At 70.4% G+C, this 15,596-nt stretch carries 17 protein-coding genes and 3 pseudogenes; 12 read left to right on the forward strand and 8 right to left on the reverse strand.

Going from position 1 to position 15,596, the window contains the following annotated elements; translation table 11 throughout:
• Window positions 1-55: 55 nt before the first annotated feature.
• A complete protein-coding gene (locus Aple_RS10565) occupies window positions 56-742 on the reverse strand; it encodes a TetR/AcrR family transcriptional regulator (RefSeq protein WP_155344331.1) in 687 nt (228 codons plus the stop codon).
• A 130-nt stretch (window positions 743-872) separates the two neighbouring features.
• Between Aple_RS10565 and Aple_RS10570 the strand changes: the two genes are divergently transcribed.
• Entirely contained in the window at window positions 873-1,904 is a 1,032-nt protein-coding gene (locus Aple_RS10570; RefSeq protein ID WP_155344332.1) for a medium chain dehydrogenase/reductase family protein, read from the forward strand.
• 26 nt (window positions 1,905-1,930) lie between these two features.
• Here Aple_RS10570 and Aple_RS10575 read toward each other — a convergent pair whose 3' ends face one another.
• A complete protein-coding gene (locus tag Aple_RS10575; protein WP_155344333.1) occupies window positions 1,931-2,593 on the reverse strand; it encodes a response regulator in 663 nt (220 codons plus the stop codon).
• Window positions 2,590-3,699, reverse strand: coding sequence for a sensor histidine kinase (locus Aple_RS10580; RefSeq protein ID WP_155344334.1), 1,110 nt, complete (start codon window positions 3,697-3,699; stop codon window positions 2,590-2,592). Before Aple_RS10580 ends, Aple_RS10575 begins: the two co-directional genes overlap by 4 nt.
• A 195-nt stretch (window positions 3,700-3,894) precedes the next feature.
• Here Aple_RS10580 and Aple_RS10585 point away from each other — a divergent pair, with 195 nt between their 5' ends.
• The gene (locus tag Aple_RS10585) at window positions 3,895-4,332 is read left to right on the forward strand and encodes a DUF6223 family protein (RefSeq protein WP_170321392.1); all 438 of its coding nucleotides are present in this window, start codon (window positions 3,895-3,897) and stop codon (window positions 4,330-4,332) included.
• Window positions 4,333-4,380: 48 nt separating this feature from the next.
• Here the strand turns inward: Aple_RS10585 and Aple_RS10590 are convergent, their stop codons facing one another.
• On the reverse strand, window positions 4,381-5,313 hold the full coding sequence (locus Aple_RS10590) for an SDR family oxidoreductase (protein ID WP_155344335.1): 933 nt from the start codon (window positions 5,311-5,313) through the stop codon (window positions 4,381-4,383).
• 113 nt (window positions 5,314-5,426) lie between these two features.
• Here Aple_RS10590 and Aple_RS10595 point away from each other — a divergent pair, with 113 nt between their 5' ends.
• Both Aple_RS10595 and Aple_RS10600 read left to right on the forward strand, forming a co-directional pair.
• Window positions 5,427-6,023, forward strand: a complete 597-nt coding sequence (locus Aple_RS10595) for a TetR/AcrR family transcriptional regulator (RefSeq protein WP_155344336.1) — start codon at window positions 5,427-5,429, stop codon at window positions 6,021-6,023.
• A 57-nt stretch (window positions 6,024-6,080) separates the two neighbouring features.
• Complete coding sequence (locus Aple_RS10600; protein ID WP_155344337.1) at window positions 6,081-6,713, forward strand: pyridoxamine 5'-phosphate oxidase family protein; 633 nt, start codon at window positions 6,081-6,083, stop codon at window positions 6,711-6,713.
• Here the strand turns inward: Aple_RS10600 and Aple_RS10605 are convergent, their stop codons facing one another.
• Complete coding sequence (locus Aple_RS10605; protein WP_155344338.1) at window positions 6,714-7,397, reverse strand: TioE family transcriptional regulator; 684 nt, start codon at window positions 7,395-7,397, stop codon at window positions 6,714-6,716.
• Between the two features lie 90 nt (window positions 7,398-7,487).
• Between Aple_RS10605 and Aple_RS10610 the strand changes: the two genes are divergently transcribed.
• The gene (locus Aple_RS10610) at window positions 7,488-8,651 is read left to right on the forward strand and encodes an erythromycin esterase family protein (protein WP_155344339.1); all 1,164 of its coding nucleotides are present in this window, start codon (window positions 7,488-7,490) and stop codon (window positions 8,649-8,651) included.
• Window positions 8,652-8,702: 51 nt separating this feature from the next.
• Here Aple_RS10610 and folE read toward each other — a convergent pair whose 3' ends face one another.
• Window positions 8,703-9,311 carry a GTP cyclohydrolase I FolE gene (gene folE, locus Aple_RS10615; protein WP_155344340.1) on the reverse strand — a complete coding sequence of 203 codons (609 nt, stop codon included), beginning with the start codon at window positions 9,309-9,311 and terminating at the stop codon, window positions 8,703-8,705.
• Between the two features lie 92 nt (window positions 9,312-9,403).
• Here folE and Aple_RS10620 point away from each other — a divergent pair, with 92 nt between their 5' ends.
• From Aple_RS10620 to Aple_RS10645, 7 genes and pseudogenes are all read left to right on the forward strand, one after another.
• A complete protein-coding gene (locus Aple_RS10620; RefSeq protein ID WP_155344341.1) occupies window positions 9,404-10,081 on the forward strand; it encodes a helix-turn-helix transcriptional regulator in 678 nt (225 codons plus the stop codon).
• Window positions 10,082-10,166: 85 nt separating this feature from the next.
• Window positions 10,167-10,559 carry a GntR family transcriptional regulator gene (locus tag Aple_RS10625; protein ID WP_155344342.1) on the forward strand — a complete coding sequence of 131 codons (393 nt, stop codon included), beginning with the start codon at window positions 10,167-10,169 and terminating at the stop codon, window positions 10,557-10,559.
• 101 nt (window positions 10,560-10,660) lie between these two features.
• A pseudogene (locus tag Aple_RS56015) lies at window positions 10,661-10,855 on the forward strand (ATP-binding cassette domain-containing protein); the annotation flags it as partial.
• Between the two features lie 160 nt (window positions 10,856-11,015).
• Window positions 11,016-11,438 (forward strand): ATP-binding cassette domain-containing protein, encoded by a 423-nt coding sequence (locus Aple_RS56020; protein ID WP_308805500.1) that lies wholly within the window; start codon window positions 11,016-11,018, stop codon window positions 11,436-11,438.
• 56 nt (window positions 11,439-11,494) lie between these two features.
• Window positions 11,495-12,484: pseudogene (locus Aple_RS10635) on the forward strand (ABC-2 membrane transporter-related protein); the annotation flags it as partial.
• Window positions 12,481-13,890, forward strand: a complete 1,410-nt coding sequence (locus Aple_RS10640) for a S41 family peptidase (protein WP_155344344.1) — start codon at window positions 12,481-12,483, stop codon at window positions 13,888-13,890. The pseudogene Aple_RS10635 and the gene Aple_RS10640, both read left to right, overlap by 4 nt.
• Window positions 13,891-13,902: 12 nt before the next feature.
• The gene (locus Aple_RS10645) at window positions 13,903-15,057 is read left to right on the forward strand and encodes an alpha/beta hydrolase family protein (RefSeq protein ID WP_155344345.1); all 1,155 of its coding nucleotides are present in this window, start codon (window positions 13,903-13,905) and stop codon (window positions 15,055-15,057) included.
• Here the strand turns inward: Aple_RS10645 and Aple_RS10650 are convergent.
• Both Aple_RS10650 and Aple_RS10655 read right to left on the reverse strand, forming a co-directional pair.
• Window positions 15,012-15,221 (reverse strand): hypothetical protein, encoded by a 210-nt coding sequence (locus tag Aple_RS10650; protein ID WP_155344346.1) that lies wholly within the window; start codon window positions 15,219-15,221, stop codon window positions 15,012-15,014. The two genes, Aple_RS10645 and Aple_RS10650, sit on opposite strands and share 46 nt — an antisense overlap.
• A pseudogene (locus Aple_RS10655) lies at window positions 15,205-15,513 on the reverse strand (glycosyltransferase family 4 protein); the annotation flags it as partial. The gene Aple_RS10650 and the pseudogene Aple_RS10655, both read right to left, overlap by 17 nt.
• Window positions 15,514-15,596 lie beyond the last annotated feature (83 nt).

Here is a 15,596-nt window from a genome sequence, read left to right on the forward strand (position 1 = left end):
GGCAACGTCGGCACGGCTGCCGCGATCGCGAACGCCGTCTGGCACGCCACCGGGGTCAGACAGAGATCCCTGCCGATCCGTCTCGACCGCGTGCTGGAGGCTGACCTAGGTCGTCCACCTCGGCGGTGAAGAGCAGCGCGGCGTCGAATCCCATCCCGGTGAAGTGGCCGGCGAGTTCCAGGGACAGGACGCCGTGCAGCCGGGTCCAGAAGGTCAGGGCCCGGTGGAGTATCGCGGGCGGGGCGGGGTGGCCGGCCGCCCACTGCCGGTGGCCCTCGAGGTGCGCGTCGAACGGCGTCGCGGGGCCGTCGGCGGGCAGCGCGGCGCAGGCGTCGAGCAAGGTCGTCATGATCTCGGACGCGATCGCGGTGATGTCGTCGGGCGCGTGGTAGCCGGGCACGGGTGTGCCGTAGATGAGGAAGTACCGCTGGGGGTCGTCAAGCGCCCACCCGCGCAGTGCGTGGGCCAGCGCGGCGTGGTCCGGGCCGGGCTCCGAGGCCGCCCGGAAGGTGTCGGCCAGGCTTCGGTACGCGTCCCTGATGAGCTCGGTGATCAGCTCGTCGCGGCTGGCGAAGTACCGGTAGAGCGCGGGTCCGCTCATGCCCATCTGCTTGGCGATCGCGTTGAGGGAGAGCGCGGACGCCCCCGCCGTCGCGATCTGCTCCCATGCGTGTTCCTTGATCTCCGTACGCACCTGAGTGCGGTAACGCGTGCGCGGGGACGTGGTGTCCGTATCCACCATGGCCTTCCCTGGGCTGCTACATCTTCAAGATTTAGTTAGAGGCTATCACGAAACTTATTGACACTCCCCGTCCCTGGGCGTTACAACTTCTAACGAACGCAAAAGCTCATAACTCGATGCGGAGGTCGTCATGAACGCCGAGGGACTCGTCGAAGTCGTACTGCCGGGCAAGGTGGAGCCGGAAGGCCTGGAGATCCGGCACGGAGCCGTCCCCGCCCCCGGCCCGGGCCAGGTCCTGATCCGGATGGAGGCGACCGGGGTCTCCTTCGCCGAACAGCAGATGCGCCGCGGCCGGTACTACGACCAGCCGCCCTTCCCGTTCGTGCCCGGTTACGACCTGGTCGGCACGGTGCTCGCGACCGGTGAGGGCGTCGAGCCCGGCCTGGCCGGCACCCGGGTGGCCGCGCTGGTCAAGGTCGGCGGCTGGGCCAGCCATGTGATCGTCGAAGCGGCGGACGTGGTGGAGGTTCCCCAGGGGGTCACCGCGGCCGAGGCGGAGACCGTGGTGGTCAACGGCATCACCGCCTGGCAGATGCTGCACCGCAAGGCACGGATCCGCTCGGGGCAGTCCATCCTGGTGCACGGCGCCAACGGCGGCGTGGGCTCGGTCCTGGTCCAGCTGGCGCAGGCCGCGGGCGTGACGGTGATCGGCACCGCGTCCGCGCGCCACCACGACGCCCTGCGCGAGCGTGGCGTCGTCCCGGTCGACTACCGCACCGAGGACGTGCCCGCACGCGTCCGCGAACTCGCCCCCGGCGGGGTGGACGCCGTCTTCGACCACGTCGGCGGTCGCAGCGTCCTCGACTCCTGGCGCCTGCTCGCGCCCGGCGGCACGCTCGTCGCCTACGGCAGCGCCTCCACCCGGGATGACGAGGGGTCCAAGCAGTGGCCCGTGCTCAAGCTGCTCGGCCGGGTATGGCTGTGGAACGCGCTGCCCAACCGCCGCCGCGCCTACTTCTTCAACGTCTGGGCCGGGCGGGCTCTGGCCAAGACCCGGTTCAGGGCCCGGCTGCGCGCCGACCTCACCCAGGTCTTCGCGGCCCTCCAGCGCGGGGACGTCACCGCCCAGATCGCCGCCCAGCTGCCGCTCACCCGCGTCGCCGACGCCGTACGCCTGGCCGAATCCGGCACCATCGCCGGCAAGATCGTGCTCACCCCGTAGCGTTTCAACCTGATCATCGAGACATGTCAGGAGCTGCGCGGGGCTACCAGGCCGGATTCGTAGGCGAGGATGACGAGCTGAGCGCGGTCGCGGGCGTTGAGTTTGGCCATGGCCCGGTTGATGTGGGTTTTCGCGGTCAGCGGGCTGATCACCATGCGCTCGGCGATCTGGTCGTTGGACAGGCCCCGCGCGACCAGGGCGACGGCCTCACGTTCGCGGTTGGTCAGTTCTTCCAGCCCCGTGCCGGCGCCGGTGTCGAGCGGCTGGGTGACGTACCTGTTGATGAGCTTGCGGGTGATCGACGGGGCGAGCAGCGCGTCGCCGCGCGCGGCGACCCGTACGGCGTGCAGGAAGTCTTCGGGCACGATGTCCTTCACGAGGAATCCGGCCGCGCCGGCGCGCAGCGCGTTGAAGACGTATTCATCGAAGCCGTAGTTGGTCAGGATGACGACGTGCACCCCGGCCAGGGCCGGGTCCGCGGCGATGCGCCGGGTCGCCTCGATGCCGTCGACGACCGGCATCTGGATGTCGATGAGAGCGATATCGGGCAGATACTCCCTGACCAGAGCCAGGCCCTCCATCCCGTCGCCGGCCTCGGCCACCACCTCGATGTCGTCTTCGAGGTCGAGGAGCGCGCGGAACCCGCTGCGCAGGAGCGGCTGGTCGTCGACCAGCAGGACGCGGATCATGACGTACGGTCCACCGGAAGTTCCGCCTGGACGGTGAAGCCGCCCTCGCGGCGCGGCTCCGCGCGCAGACGACCGCCGAGGGCGGTGACCCGTTCGCGCATCCCGAGCAGCCCGACGCCGGGCACCGGGGCGGTGTCCGGCGTGGCCTTGCCGTCGTCATCGACGCGTACCGCCAGGGCGTCGGGACGGTAGTCGATCCGGACCGACGCCGTCGCGGCGGCGGCGTGACGGGCGATGTTGGTGAGGGACTCCTGAACGATCCGGTAGACGGTCCGGTCCACCGCGGCCGGCACGTCATGCCGTTGTCCCTCGATCGTCAGCGTCGCGTCCAGGCCGGTCGTCCGAGCCCGTTCCACCAGGTCCGCGACGTGGTCGAGGCCACCCGGCGGGGTCGTGCCGTCGTCGCGCAGCGCCTCCAGGGTCGCGCGCAGCTCCCGGGTCGCCTCACGGCCGGCCTCCTGGATCGCCAGCAGGGCCTCCGGCACGTGTTCGCCACGCCTGCGGGCCACGTGGACGGCGACTTCGGCCTGCACCTTGATGATCGAGATCTGGTGGGTGAGCGAATCGTGCTGCTCCCGCGCGATGTGCAGCCGCTCCTCGTCGGCGCGGCGCCGCGCGGTCTCCTCCCGGGTGCGCTCGGCTTCGTCCGCCCGCCGCTCGGCCTGCCGCAGCGCCTCACCCGCGGCGCCGGCCGCGATCAGCCAGGCCAGCTCGAGGGCGCCGCGGGCCTGCGCGAACGCCTCGCCCGTGTCGTGCAGGCCCGAGGCCAGGGCCGCGAGGGGGAGAAGGGCCAGCATGATCACGCTCGCCGCCACCGTGATGGTGCGGTGTCCCGCCCGCACGGCCGCGTAAACCGCGAACAGGTACGCGACGGCGGGCACGTCGAAACCTGCCCCCTGGTAACCCACCGCACACAGCCCCGTGATGGCCAGGACGGGAACCGGAGCCCGGCGGCGCGCGGCCAGCGCCAAGCCGCCGGCCGCCAGCAGCGCGCAGCCGAAGAGGTTGGTGGCGGAGTCCTGCCCGGACAGTCCGGTGACCAGCAGCGTCGCCGCCACGCAGACGGCGATCGCCCAATCCTTGACACCGACCCGTCCTGTACCCATGCGCGCACCTTAGCGGGATGTCCGCGCGGGCGACTCCTGCGCGCGGATGATCGGTCGACTACCGCACACGCGGTAGTTTCGCGGCTCCTGCGGCGTCCGCGGCAGCGCGAATTGCCTGCGTCCGCTAGACGACCGTCCGTGGGTACGGCGGGCATGATCAGGCCATATCCACTCGCAGGAGGAGAGGAGCACCTCATGTCAGCCCGATTTGTCATCACCGCGGCCGCGGCCGCTCTGATCGGAGCTTTCGGGCTTGCCGCACCAGCGGCCGCGCACACCTTGGTCCAGCCCGTCAGTTCTTACGCCTTGACCTCCGGGCGTCTCTGGTCTGTGGTGGCCGCGCTGCTGGGGCTGGCCGGCGCGGTCATCGGTGCAGTGGCTCTGGCCCGCTCCGCCGGTCGTATCGGCACCGGCAACGGACGAAGGGGAGCCATCGTAGCCCTGGTGGCGGGCCTGGCCGGCGCGGTCATCGGCGGTCTGGTCGTAGCCGCCGCCGAGGGCGGTCCCGGCACCGGCTACGGAATAGTCGGCGGCTTCGTGGCCTTGGTGGTCGGGCTGATCGCCATGATCCTCGGCGGTCTCGCTCTGGCCCACTCCCGCCGCACCGCCGCACCGGCTGACCAGCTGACCTGAAGCGAATACGAGCGCGCGGGCGCGTACTCCAGAATCGGCATCGGGTGCTTAGGCGAAGTAGTGGCCTTCCTTGAGGTCGGCGACCAGTCCCGGGCGGGTTGGCTGCCATCCGAGAAGGTCGCGGGTGATCTGTGCCGAGGCGGGGCCGTCGGCTCCCCAGAAGCGGCCGAGCCACCCGACGTATTCTCCGGCGTGCTCGGGGGCGGCGGAGACGGCGGGGACGCCCAGGTGCGTGGCGAAGACTTCGGCGACCTCGCGGATCGGGACGCCTTCGTCGCCGACGGCGTGCAGCACCGATCCGGCCGGCGCGGACTCTAGCGCGAGGCGGAACAGGCGCGCGGCGTCGTCGCGGTGGACCGCCGGCCAGCGGTTGGCGCCGTCGCCGACGTAGGCCGCAGTGCCGTTCTGGCGGGCGAAGCCGATCGCGGTGGGGATGAACCCGTTGTCACCGTCGCCGTGCGTGGCCGGCGGGAGCCGCACGACCGAGGAGCGGACCCCGCGGCCGGCGAGTGCGAGGGTGTAGTGGGCGTTGCCCAGCCGTCCCTGGGCGCCGCTGACCGGGATGTCGCGGTCGCCGGTGTCCGTCAGTCCGTCGCGCTCGGTCGCGACGGCGCCGGGCGGGAGGCCGAGCACGCCGAGGATGCCGGAGGCGATGACGAATGGCTTGCCGGTGCCTGCCAGGGCTTCGCCGAAGGTGGTGATCGCCGCGCGGTCGGCGTCGGCGGCCCCGGCATAGTCGCCGGCGAATGCGATGTCGTGCTTGAACGCGAGGTGGATGACGCCATCGGACGACGCGGCGGCATCGCGCAGAACGTCAAGATCATCGAGAGATCCCGAACGGGCTCCGGCGCCCGCGGCTTGCAGGGCCTGGGCCGCGGCGTCGGAGCGGGCGAGCCCGGTGACCTCGTGGCCTGCGGCGATCAGGTCAGGGACGAGCCCGCGGCCGACCCAGCCCGACGCTCCGGTGACGAAAACGCGCATAGGTGAAACCTCCTGGATCTTGATGGTTATTATTAGCACGTTCGTGCTACAAACTATTCCTAGTACAGTCGTGCCTGGAATGTCAAAACCCGTACAGGCATCTGGAGGCGGCGATGGCGGGACGGCCGGTCGACCATGAGCGGCGGGCCGAGCTGCTCGACGCGGTGGTCGACTACACGGTCGAGCATGGGTTCTCCGACCTGTCGTGGCGGCCGGTCGCCGCCGCCCTCGGGGTCTCGACCACCACGCTGGTGCATCACTTCGGGGCCAAGGAGCAGATGCTCGAGGCCATCCTCGGGCGGCTGCGGGAGCGTATCTTCGCGGCCACCAGCGAGGTCCTCGGCGAGCAGCCTGACCTGGCCACGGCGGCGCGCGCGGTCTGGACGCGGACCTCTGACCCGCGACGGGGGGCGGAGTTCAGGCTGTTCTTCGCGGTCTACGGACGTGCCCTCCAAGCGCCGCAGCAGTTCGCGGGGTTCCTGGAAAGGGTCGTAGCCGACTGGATGCGCGCCCTGGTCGACTTGCAGGGTCCAGGCACCGACCCGGCGACGGCGACGCGCACCGCCACATTGGTGATCGCGACGATCAGAGGGCTCCTGCTCGACCTGCTCGCCACCGGTGACCAATACCGGGTCCAGGATGCGGCCGAGAGCTTCCTCGCCACTCTCGAGCCCCCGGCGCCGAGTAGAAGGCCACCGACGGGACGGTGAGGCCGACGTTGGGACCGGAGGCAGACAGCAAGGTTAGGCTTACCTTATATTTGCACGATGGACCCCTCTGAGATCCGTACGGTGGACAGCGAGGCCGAGCTCCGGAAGATCGTGAAAGAGCCACCGCAGGCCATCTGGGACAAGGACATCGCCCGGATCGATGAACACGCGCGCACGATCATCGCGCACTCGCCGTTCGTGCTGCTGGCGACCTCGAACACGGATGGCACCTGCGACGTCTCGCCCCGGGGGGATCCCGCCGGATCGGTGCTGGTCCTCGACGACCACCGGCTGGTGCTCGCGGATCGCCCTGGCAACCAGCGGCTCGACAATCTCCGCAACATTCTGCGCAACCCCCACGCCGGGCTGCTGTTCATCGTGCCGGGGATGAACGAGACCCTGCGCGTGAACGGGCGCGCGAGGCTCGTGTCGGACGCGCCGTTCTTCGACGACCTGGCGGTCCGGGGCAAACGGCCGCGGCTGGCGATCCTCATCGAGGTCGAGGAACTGTACATGCACTGCGCGAAGGCGTTCCTCCGCTCATCGTTGTGGAAGCCCGAGACCTGGCCGGACCGCAAGAGCCTGCCCACGCTCGGCCGCATCGCCAAGGACCAAATGGGCATCAAGGGCGTCACCGCGAGAATGATCGACGCGGGTCTCGCCCTGGACGCCAAGATGAATCAGTACTGATCAGGGTTCGCGGGCGCGGAGGTACGCGTCCAGGTCGGCGGCGCCCTTGAGCATGGCGCGGCCCCGGGCGGACAGGCGGGCCTGCCAGTCGCGCAGGGTCGACTCCAGCGGGGCGACGCCTCCGGCGGAGCGGACCTGAGCGATCAGCGGGGCGATCCGCTCCAGCAGGTAGCCGCCCCGCCTGAGCTGGTGGGCCAGCCGGACGTCCCGGACGTCGGCCGCGCTGTAGATCCGGTAGCCCGTCTGCGGATCACGGCGCGGCCGGATCAGCCCGGCGTTCTCCCATTTGCGCAGGGTGGCGGGGCGGATGCCGAGCCTCTTGGCCAGGGGGCCGATGAACGTGTCGCCGCGCTCCTGCGGCACGGGCGCCAGATCGCGGAGCGCGGCTTCGACGGCCTGGAGGGTACGGCGGTCGTCGAGGAGCTGGCCGTGGCTCTCGTCGATGAGCCGCAGCGCGTCCTCGGTGGCACCCCGGTTGACCGCCTGCATGATCGACGTGGCCGTCTGGTGACCGTGCCCGGCCACGAGGGCGAGGAACGCGCGCAGGGCGTGCGCGTGCAGCGGCGTGTAGGTGCGATAGCCGTGGCCGGTGCGTTCGGCGGCGGGCAGGATGCCGGCGTCCTCGTAGTTCCTGATCGCCTGGGTGGACAGGCCGTGCTCGCGCGCCAGGTCCACTGGCCTCATGGATGCATCACCGATTGAAGATCCATCGTGGATGAGTGGGGGTTTTCAGGGAAAAGTTTACATTGAGTGTTCAACGATACCGTTGAAGGTATGGATATCAAGGACACGGCCCGGCCGCTCGATGGCGCGGGCGTCTCGGCGTTCCTCCGGTCGCTTCCCGCCGAGCCCCTGCTGCTCGGCCTGGGCGAGGCCAGGCACTTCGTGGGGGAACTGGGGGAGCTGCGCAACGAGATCTTCCGGCATCTGGTCGAGCACGAGGGCTACCGGTCGTTCGCCATCGAGAGCGACTGCCTCATGGGCCTCGTGGTGGACGACTACCTCACGACGGGCGCGGACACGCTCGATGACGTCATGGAACGCGGCTTCAGCCACGGCTTCGGCGCGTCACCGGCCAACCGCGAGCTCGTGCGCTGGATGCGGGCGTACAACCAGGAACATGACGGAAAGCTCCGCTTCTTCGGGTTCGACGGCCCGCTGGAGTATTGGGCGGCGAGCCCGCGCCAGGCGCTCACCGCCCTCTACGCCCTCCTCGACGGCCCACTCCCGTGCACCAGGGAAACCCTCGACACGCTGCTCGGCCCGGACGACCGGTGGTCGAACGAGGCCACGGCCATGGACCCGTCCCTGTCGATCGGCCAGTCCGCCGACGCCCAGCGACTGCGACTGATCGCCGACGACCTGGTCGCCCTGTTCGACACGCAGGCGCCGCGGCTGAGCGCGGAGGACAGGGAGCGGGCGGCACTGTACGGACGCACCGCCACCGGCCTGCTCCGCTACCACCACTGGATGGCCGACACCTCCCCGGCGCGGTGGCCCCGGCTGTCGGCGCTGCGGGACGCGATGATGGCCGCCAACCTGCGCGCCGTCGCCGAGCAGGGCCCGGCCCTGGTCTTCGCCCACAACCTCCACCTGCAGCGGAGCCAGACCTTCATGCCGTTCGGCGACCAGACGCTGGAGTGGTGGAGCGCGGGGGCGATCACCGGGACGCACCTGGGCGACCGGTACGCCTTCCTGGCCTCAGCCCTCGGCACGACCGGCGACGACACCCCGCCCCCGGACACCGTCGAGGGCCTTCTGTCCACGCTCCCGTGGGACCACTCGCTCATCGACGCCCGCCGCCTGGCCGAGACCCTCACGAAGCCCGCCCCGCGCATCTCCCACGATTTCGCCTACTTCCCCCTGGACCCGGCCCAGCTCCACCTGATCGACGGCATCGTCTTCCTCAAGCAGGCTGTCCGGCTGGGCAGTCCTTGACAGGGTATGACCGGCATCTAAAAACCTCGGGCCCTCCGATCACGACGATGTTCATGGCTTGCTCCTGGTGAGTGCGAGGAACTCGGCGCGGCTTGGTGGATCGTCGCGCAGGTGGCCGAAGAGGGCGGAGGTGACGGTGCGCGCGCCGGGGGCGCGGGCGCCGCGCAGGCTCATGCAGGCGTGCTCGGCCTCGATGACGACGCCGACTCCGCGCGGCCGCAGCCCCTGTTGGAGGTGGTCGGCGATGCGCTGGGTCAGCCGTTCCTGGGTCTGTGGTTGCCGGGCGTGGAAGTCGACCATGCGGGCGAACTTCGACAGGCCGAGGATGCGTGTTCCGGGCAGGTAGCCGACGTGGGCGAGGCCGACGAAGGGGAGCATGTGGTGCTCGCACAGCGACTGGACGGGGATGCCCTGGACCAGCACGAGTTCGTCGTACCCCTCGCTGTTGGGGAAGGTGGTGAGCTCGAAGTCGGAGGCAGTGGTCATCTCGAGCAGGGCGTGCGCCATGCGCCGCGGGGTGTCGACGAGGTTCTCGTCGGCGAGGTCGAGCCCCAGGGCGGTGAGGAGGTCCGCGGCCGCCTTCTCGGCCGCCCCGGGGTCGGTCTCCGGCCGCGTGGGCGTGATGCGCGGCCGCCAGCGATCGGGCATGGCTTTGACCATGGATTGTTCTCCTTGGTTTCTAAAACGGAAGCTTCTCGAAATTAGAACGCCGAGCTTCTTGTGTCAAGTAATTTGTGTTTTAGAATTCGGGCATGGAACTGGGATCGCAGGCCGCCGGGATCGGGGCGTTGGCCGACGACACGCGCCGGGCGCTGTACGAGTACGTGGTCGCTCAACCAGGGCCTGTCGGCCGTGAGCAGGCGGCCGCGGCCCTGGGCATGGCCCAGCACAACGTGAACTTCCACCTCGACCGACTGGTCTCCGAGGGGCTGCTGGGGGTCGAGTATCGGCGCTTGAGCGGGAAGTCGGGTCCGGGCGCCGGGCGACCGAGCAAGCTGTACCGACGCGGGACGCGGGAGTTCGTCGTTTCGCTGCCGCCCAGGCGCTACGACCTGGTCGGCGACATCCTCGCGGCCGCCGTGACCCGCGTCGCCGAGGGCGTGCCGCTGCCGCAGGCGCTGCACGAGGTCGCACGCGAGGAAGGACGCGCTGTCGGTGGTGCCGCGGACGGCGTGCCTGCCCACGAGCCGCTGGCCGCTGTGGCCCAGGTGCTGGGCGGTCAAGGCTATGAACCGCACCTCGAAGCGGGTGTCGTCGTGCTGAACAACTGCCCGTTCGACTCACTCGCCCGCAAGCACACGACGCTGGTGTGCGGGCTGAACCGGGACTTCGTCCAGGGAGTGGCCGAAGGACTGGGCTGCGGCACCGTGTCGGCTTGCCTGGATCCCGAACCCGGCCGGTGCTGCGTCAAGGCCCGCATCGAGGACTGAGGCCGTACTCCCGGCGGGCGTTTTCTTACCGACTCTTTATATTGGAGGATCTAAAGTACTAGATAACTAGATAAATGGAGAAACGGTGATCGAGTTCTACCTGGATGCCAAGTCCGGCCTCTCGCCGTACCAGCAGCTTGTCCAGCAGGTACGGCACGCGCTGCGGCTCGGCATGCTGCGCGAGGGCGACCAGCTGCCGACCGTCAAGGAGGTCGTCGCGCAATTGGCGATCAACGCCAACACCGTCCTGAGGGCCTACCGGGAACTCGAGCACGAGGGCCTCGTCGCGGCCAGGCCAGGGGTGGGGACGTTCGTGACGGCGACGCTCACCAACACCTCCCTGGCCGCGCACGGCCCGCTGCGGCTGGAACTGGAGCGCTGGCTGGCCAAGGCCCGCCGGGCCGGCCTCGACGACGAAAGCATCGAGGCCCTCTTCATGGCCACCTTTCGGACCACCGCTCAGGAGGACATAGCGTGACTTCTGTCCTGCAGGCCCAGGCACTGGGCAAGAAGTACGGCAAGCGCTGGGCGCTGCGCGACTGCACCATCGACATCCCGGCGGGCCACGTCGTCGGGCTGGTGGGTCCCAACGGGGCCGGCAAGACGACGCTGCTGAAGCTGGCCTGCGGCCAGCTCGAACCGACGGCGGGCGGCATCACCGTGCTCGGCGGCCGGCCTGGGGGCACGCCCGCGCAGCTGGCCAGGGTCGGGTTCGTCGCCCAGGACACCCCCGTCTACGCGGGACTGACCGTCGCCGATCACCTCCGGTTAGGGGCGCGGCTCAACTCCCGGTGGGACGACGGCATGGCGCGGGAGCGTATCGCCCAGCTCGGACTCGCATCGGGCGGGCAAGCTGTCGGGCGGCGAGCGCGCCCAGCTCGCCCTGACCCTGGGCCTGGCCAAGCGGCCCGAGCTGCTGATCCTGGACGAGCCCGTGGCCTCGCTCGACCCGCTGGCCCGCCGCGAGTTCCTGCAGGGGCTGATGGAGGCCACCGTCGAGCACGAGTTCAGCGTCGTGCTCTCCTCCCACCTGGTCTCGGACCTGGAACGGGTCTGCGACTTCCTGATCGTGCTCGTCGACTCCCGCGTGCAGGTCGCGGGGGAGACCGACAAGCTGCTGGCCACCCATCACCGGCTCGCCGGCCCACGCCGCGATCCCGACCGGCTCCCCGCCGACCAGCATGTGGTCTCCCAGCGCCACACCGACCGGCAGAGCGTGTTCGTGGTCCGCACCGACGCCCCGATCCACGACCCCGCCTGGACGGTCAGCCGGCTCAGCCTGGAGGACCTCGTCCTCGCGTACATGGACAAGCGCACCGTGGAGAACCGGCGGGTCGCGCTGGAGGTGCAGCGATGATCTGGCTGACCTGGCGGCAGTTCCGTGCCGCCGCCGCGCTGATGGCCGCGGTGCTCGTCGTCTTCACCGGCGCCCTGGCCCTGACCGGCCCGGGCCTGGCCTCCCGTTACGCCGCCGGGATCGCGGACTGCGCCCCGGACGACTGCATGCGATTCTTCGACCGCTTCTTCGGCGAGTACCAGCTCCCCTTCGTGGCCGTCAGCTTCGTCGTGCTGGCGCTGCCCGCTCTGGTCGGGATCTTCTGGGGGGCGCCGTTGATCACCCGGGAGCTGGAGGCGGGCACGCACCTGCTGGTGTGGAACCAGAGCGTCACCCGTGGCCGCTGGCTGGCGGTCAAGCTCGGGCTCGTCGGTCTGGTGGCCATGTTCGCCGCCTGTCTGTGCGGTCTCGTGGTGACCTGGTGGTCCGATCCTCTGGACAAGTCGGCCGTTGCGGACCTGGCTCTGATGGCTCCGTTGGTGTTCGGCGCGCGTGGCATCGCCCCGATGGGGTATGCGGCTTTCGCCTTCGTCCTGGGTGTGGCCGTGGGCATGCTGGTGCGTCGCACGCTGCCCGCCATGGCCCTCACCCTGGCCGCCTTCGCCGCGATCCAGCTCGCCATGCCGCTGCTGGTCCGGCCCCATCTGATGCCCCCGGTCACCGCGACCTTCGAGCTCGGCCCGGCGAACGTGGACGGCGTCGGTATCGAACAGTACGGAGGCGGAGCCGTGCGGATTTCCATGGAGGCGGCCGTTCCCGGCCACGCGGGCGCCTGGGTCCTGTCCAGCGACCTGGTCGATCCGTCCGGACGCACGATCGCCGGCAGCGGCGAACAAGCGCCCGTCCCCGTCTCCGGGACGTCGGGACCCTGCGCACCGCAGGGAGGACCACCCAGCTTGGACGCGTGCTGGGTCGAGATCAACCGGCTCGGCTACCGGCAGCAGGCGACCTACCACCCCCTTGAGCGCTTCTGGCCCTTCCAGTGGATCGAGACCGGGATCTACGCCCTGCTCACCGTCGGGCTCACGTGGTTCTCCTTCTGGTGGATCCGGAGACGCCTGTCATGACCATCCTCAGGTCCGCGGCCGCCGGGCTCGCCCTCCTCCTGGCGGCGGCCTGCACGGCGCCGACGCCGCCGCGCAGCCAGGCGAGTACGGCGGCCGGTTCGGCCTGCGCGCCACCCCAGGCGCCCCCCGAAGCGGAGACGGCCGCCACGATCGACGTCGTCGAGCAGGCGTACTTCTGCATCCTCGGGAACTACTACAGCGGCGCGACGCTGGACGCCCGCTCGCTGCTGACCGCCGGATTCCTCGCCCTGACCCAGGAGCTCAACCGCGACGGACGCGACGTGCCCGAGGCGATCATGCCCGCCCTGACCGGCGACAGGAAAGCCGACTGGGCCGCCTTCGAGGCCGCCCACCGGAAGACCACCGATCAGGTTCCCGACCTTCGCGACAAGCTGACCGTCGTCACCCTCGAAGCCCTCGTGGCCGCCCTCGGCGACAACCACGCCCGCTGGACGCACGACGTCAAACGTCCGCCCGACTACTACGACGGCGACGGCTACGGCGTGGGGTTCCAGGCGAACGTCAACGGCCCGCAGGCGGACGGCAACGTCGCCCTCGCCCCGCTGTTCGTCACCACCGTGCAGGGTGGCGCGGCGCAGGCGGCCGGGCTGCGCCCCGGCGACGTCATCGAGTCGATCAACGGATCCGCGCCCTTCATCGACGGGACACCCACCCCCGCGATCGCCGCCCTCTATCCGCGATACCCGGAAGCGCGTCCTGTCCAGCTGCGGCTCCTGCGGCAGACCACCGGCCGCCGCTGGACCGTGACGCTCAAACCCGGCCTCTACCCGCGCGATCCGGCCACCCTGCGGGTGGTGCGGTCGAAGCTGCTGGACGACGTCGCCTACGTACGGCTGACCGGATTCACGCCCGACTCGGCGAACAGGGTCCTCAAGGCGATCTCCAGGCTGCGAACCGGCCGGACGCTGTCCGGCGTCGTGCTGGACCTGCGCGGCAACGGCGGCGGCAGCCCCGTGGAGGCGACCCGGCTGCTGAGCGCCTTCGTCCACGGCAAGATCACCGCCTACCAATGCACCGTGGACGGCAGGTGCGCGACCGCGCGGACCGACGACACCGTCGAACTGCTCAACCTGCCGCTGGTCGTGCTCATCGACCGGAGCTGCGCCTCGGCCTGCGAGCACGTCAGCTCCGCGGTCAAGGACCTGCGCCTCGGCCAGCTGGTCGGCACCAGAACCGCCGGGGTCATCTCCGGCCCGGCGCAGTCCTACCTGCTCGCCAACAACACCATCCTGAGCTTCCCCGCCAGACACCACTTGGGGCCCAATCGCGAGGTCATCGACCGGATCGGCGTGCCGCGCGACCACCACGTGCCGCTGACCCCCGAGGACGCGGCCGCCGGACGCGACCCCGCACTGGCCAAGGCCCTGACCTTGCTGCACAAGTGAACGGACCTCCCCATGAGACAGCTCCTGGCCGTCGCCCTAGGACTGGTCGTCCTGGCCGCGTCCGCCTGCTCCGCCCCCGCACCGCCCCGGTCCGACGCCCCGTCGGCCACGCCGGCCGGGCCCGCCACCCTGCCCGCACCCACCGGGGCCCATCCGGTCGGCACCACCGCGCTGTATCTGAAGGACACCTCCCGCCCCGACCCCTGGAACCTCGACGTCGACGCCAGGGAGCTCAAGGTCACCCTGTGGTATCCGACCGAACGGCGCGACGGGCAGCGCGCTCCGTACATGACGCCGAAGGAATCGGAGCTCACCCTGAAAGGCTTGAGGGTCGCGGGGGTGCCGAACGACACGCTGAGCAGGACACGAACGAACGCCGTCCAGGACGCCGAGCCCGCGGGGCGGAAGCTTCCGCTGGTGGTGCTTTCCCCTGGTTTCACCAAGCCGGTGAGCACGCTCACGTCCCTGGCCGAGGACCTGGCCAGCCGCGGGTATGTGGTGGCCGGGATCGACCACACCTACGAGAGCTACGCCACCACCTTCCCCGACGGGCGGGTCGCGGAGTGCCTGGCGTGTGACAGCGACACCGACCCGGGCTTCGGCACGGGCGTGGTCCAGGGCCGGGCGGCCGACGTCTCCTTCGTGCTCGACCACCTGACGTCGACGTGGGACGGCTCCGACCTGATCGACCGCTCCAGAATCGCGATGGCGGGCCAGTCGATCGGCGGGGCCAGCGCCATGGCGGCCATGCTGACGGACTCCCGGGTGCGCGCCGGAATCGACATGGACGGCACCACCTACGCCCGGATCCCCAAGAGCGGGTTCTCCCGGCCGTTCATGTTCATCGGCTCGCCGCAGCACACCCCCGGCGGCCGCGACAATTCGTGGGACCGCGACTGGAAGCTGCTGACCGGGTGGAAGCGCTGGCTCGTGCTGTCGGACGCCGAACACCAGTCCTTCACCGACGGCCCACTGCTGGCGGGCGCCCTCGGCATCAAGCCCCTTCCCGGCGTCCTGCCCGCGGCGCGCTCCGCCGAACTCACCCGCACGTACGTGGCGGCCTTCCTCGACCAGCACCTGAAGTCGCAGCGGGAGCCCCTCCTGGACAAGCCGTCCTCGCGCTACCCCGAGGTCAAGTTCTGCCCGGGGACGTACTGCTCGGCGTAGGCGGTGGACTGCGGCGGCAGGCGGACGACCAGCGCCATCACCACGAGCAACACCAGGTCGGCCCCGACGACCCGCTCCAGCAGCCCGTAGTACGCCTCACCGCCGATCCAGCTGGGGAAGATCGCGCTGAGACGGTGACGATCCGGCTCAACGGGCCACCTCATCGTAGATCGCCTCGAAACGGGCCAGCGACACCTGGTGGTCGTGGGCCATCGCCATGGCCCGGCTGTTGCGGCCGAGTCGCTCGCGCAGGCTCTCGTCGGTGATGATCCGGGTGAGGTGGCCGGCCAGCGCCATCACGTCGCCGGGCTGGTAGAGGTAGCCGTTCTCCTCGACCAGGTGCGGCAGCGCCACCGCGTCGGCCGCGACGACCGGCAGCCCGCTCGCCATGGCCTCCAGCGTCGCGATCGACTGCAGTTCGGCGATGCCCGGCATGGCGAAGGCGTCGGCGGCGGCGTTCGGCCAGGCCGGTGGCCAGGCGGTGGCTGAAGTAGGCGGCCCCGTTGACATCGGGAGGGTAGGTGTCGGTCGAGATCAGC

The sequence above is a fragment of the Acrocarpospora pleiomorpha genome (genome assembly GCF_009687885.1).
In the GTDB taxonomy this organism is placed as follows: Bacteria; Actinomycetota; Actinomycetes; order Streptosporangiales; family Streptosporangiaceae; genus Acrocarpospora; species Acrocarpospora pleiomorpha.

What these genes read in the sequence shown, in the direction of transcription:
- Aple_RS10565 (WP_155344331.1), bottom strand. Translation starts at nt 742, where the DNA reads ATGGTGGATACGGACACCACGTCCCCGCGCACGCGTTACCGCACTCAG.
- Aple_RS10570 (WP_155344332.1), top strand. Translation starts at nt 873, where the DNA reads ATGAACGCCGAGGGACTCGTCGAAGTCGTACTGCCGGGCAAGGTGGAG.
- Aple_RS10575 (WP_155344333.1), bottom strand. Translation starts at nt 2,593, where the DNA reads ATGATCCGCGTCCTGCTGGTCGACGACCAGCCGCTCCTGCGCAGCGGG.
- Aple_RS10580 (WP_155344334.1), bottom strand. Translation starts at nt 3,699, where the DNA reads ATGGGTACAGGACGGGTCGGTGTCAAGGATTGGGCGATCGCCGTCTGC.
- Aple_RS10585 (WP_170321392.1), top strand. Translation starts at nt 3,895, where the DNA reads ATGTCAGCCCGATTTGTCATCACCGCGGCCGCGGCCGCTCTGATCGGA.
- Aple_RS10590 (WP_155344335.1), bottom strand. Translation starts at nt 5,313, where the DNA reads ATGCGCGTTTTCGTCACCGGAGCGTCGGGCTGGGTCGGCCGCGGGCTC.
- Aple_RS10595 (WP_155344336.1), top strand. Translation starts at nt 5,427, where the DNA reads ATGGCGGGACGGCCGGTCGACCATGAGCGGCGGGCCGAGCTGCTCGAC.
- Aple_RS10600 (WP_155344337.1), top strand. Translation starts at nt 6,081, where the DNA reads ATGGACCCCTCTGAGATCCGTACGGTGGACAGCGAGGCCGAGCTCCGG.
- Aple_RS10605 (WP_155344338.1), bottom strand. Translation starts at nt 7,397, where the DNA reads ATGAGGCCAGTGGACCTGGCGCGCGAGCACGGCCTGTCCACCCAGGCG.
- Aple_RS10610 (WP_155344339.1), top strand. Translation starts at nt 7,488, where the DNA reads ATGGATATCAAGGACACGGCCCGGCCGCTCGATGGCGCGGGCGTCTCG.
- folE (WP_155344340.1), bottom strand. Translation starts at nt 9,311, where the DNA reads ATGGTCAAAGCCATGCCCGATCGCTGGCGGCCGCGCATCACGCCCACG.
- Aple_RS10620 (WP_155344341.1), top strand. Translation starts at nt 9,404, where the DNA reads ATGGAACTGGGATCGCAGGCCGCCGGGATCGGGGCGTTGGCCGACGAC.
- Aple_RS10640 (WP_155344344.1), top strand. Translation starts at nt 12,481, where the DNA reads ATGACCATCCTCAGGTCCGCGGCCGCCGGGCTCGCCCTCCTCCTGGCG.
- Aple_RS10645 (WP_155344345.1), top strand. Translation starts at nt 13,903, where the DNA reads ATGAGACAGCTCCTGGCCGTCGCCCTAGGACTGGTCGTCCTGGCCGCG.
- Aple_RS10650 (WP_155344346.1), bottom strand. Translation starts at nt 15,221, where the DNA reads ATGAGGTGGCCCGTTGAGCCGGATCGTCACCGTCTCAGCGCGATCTTC.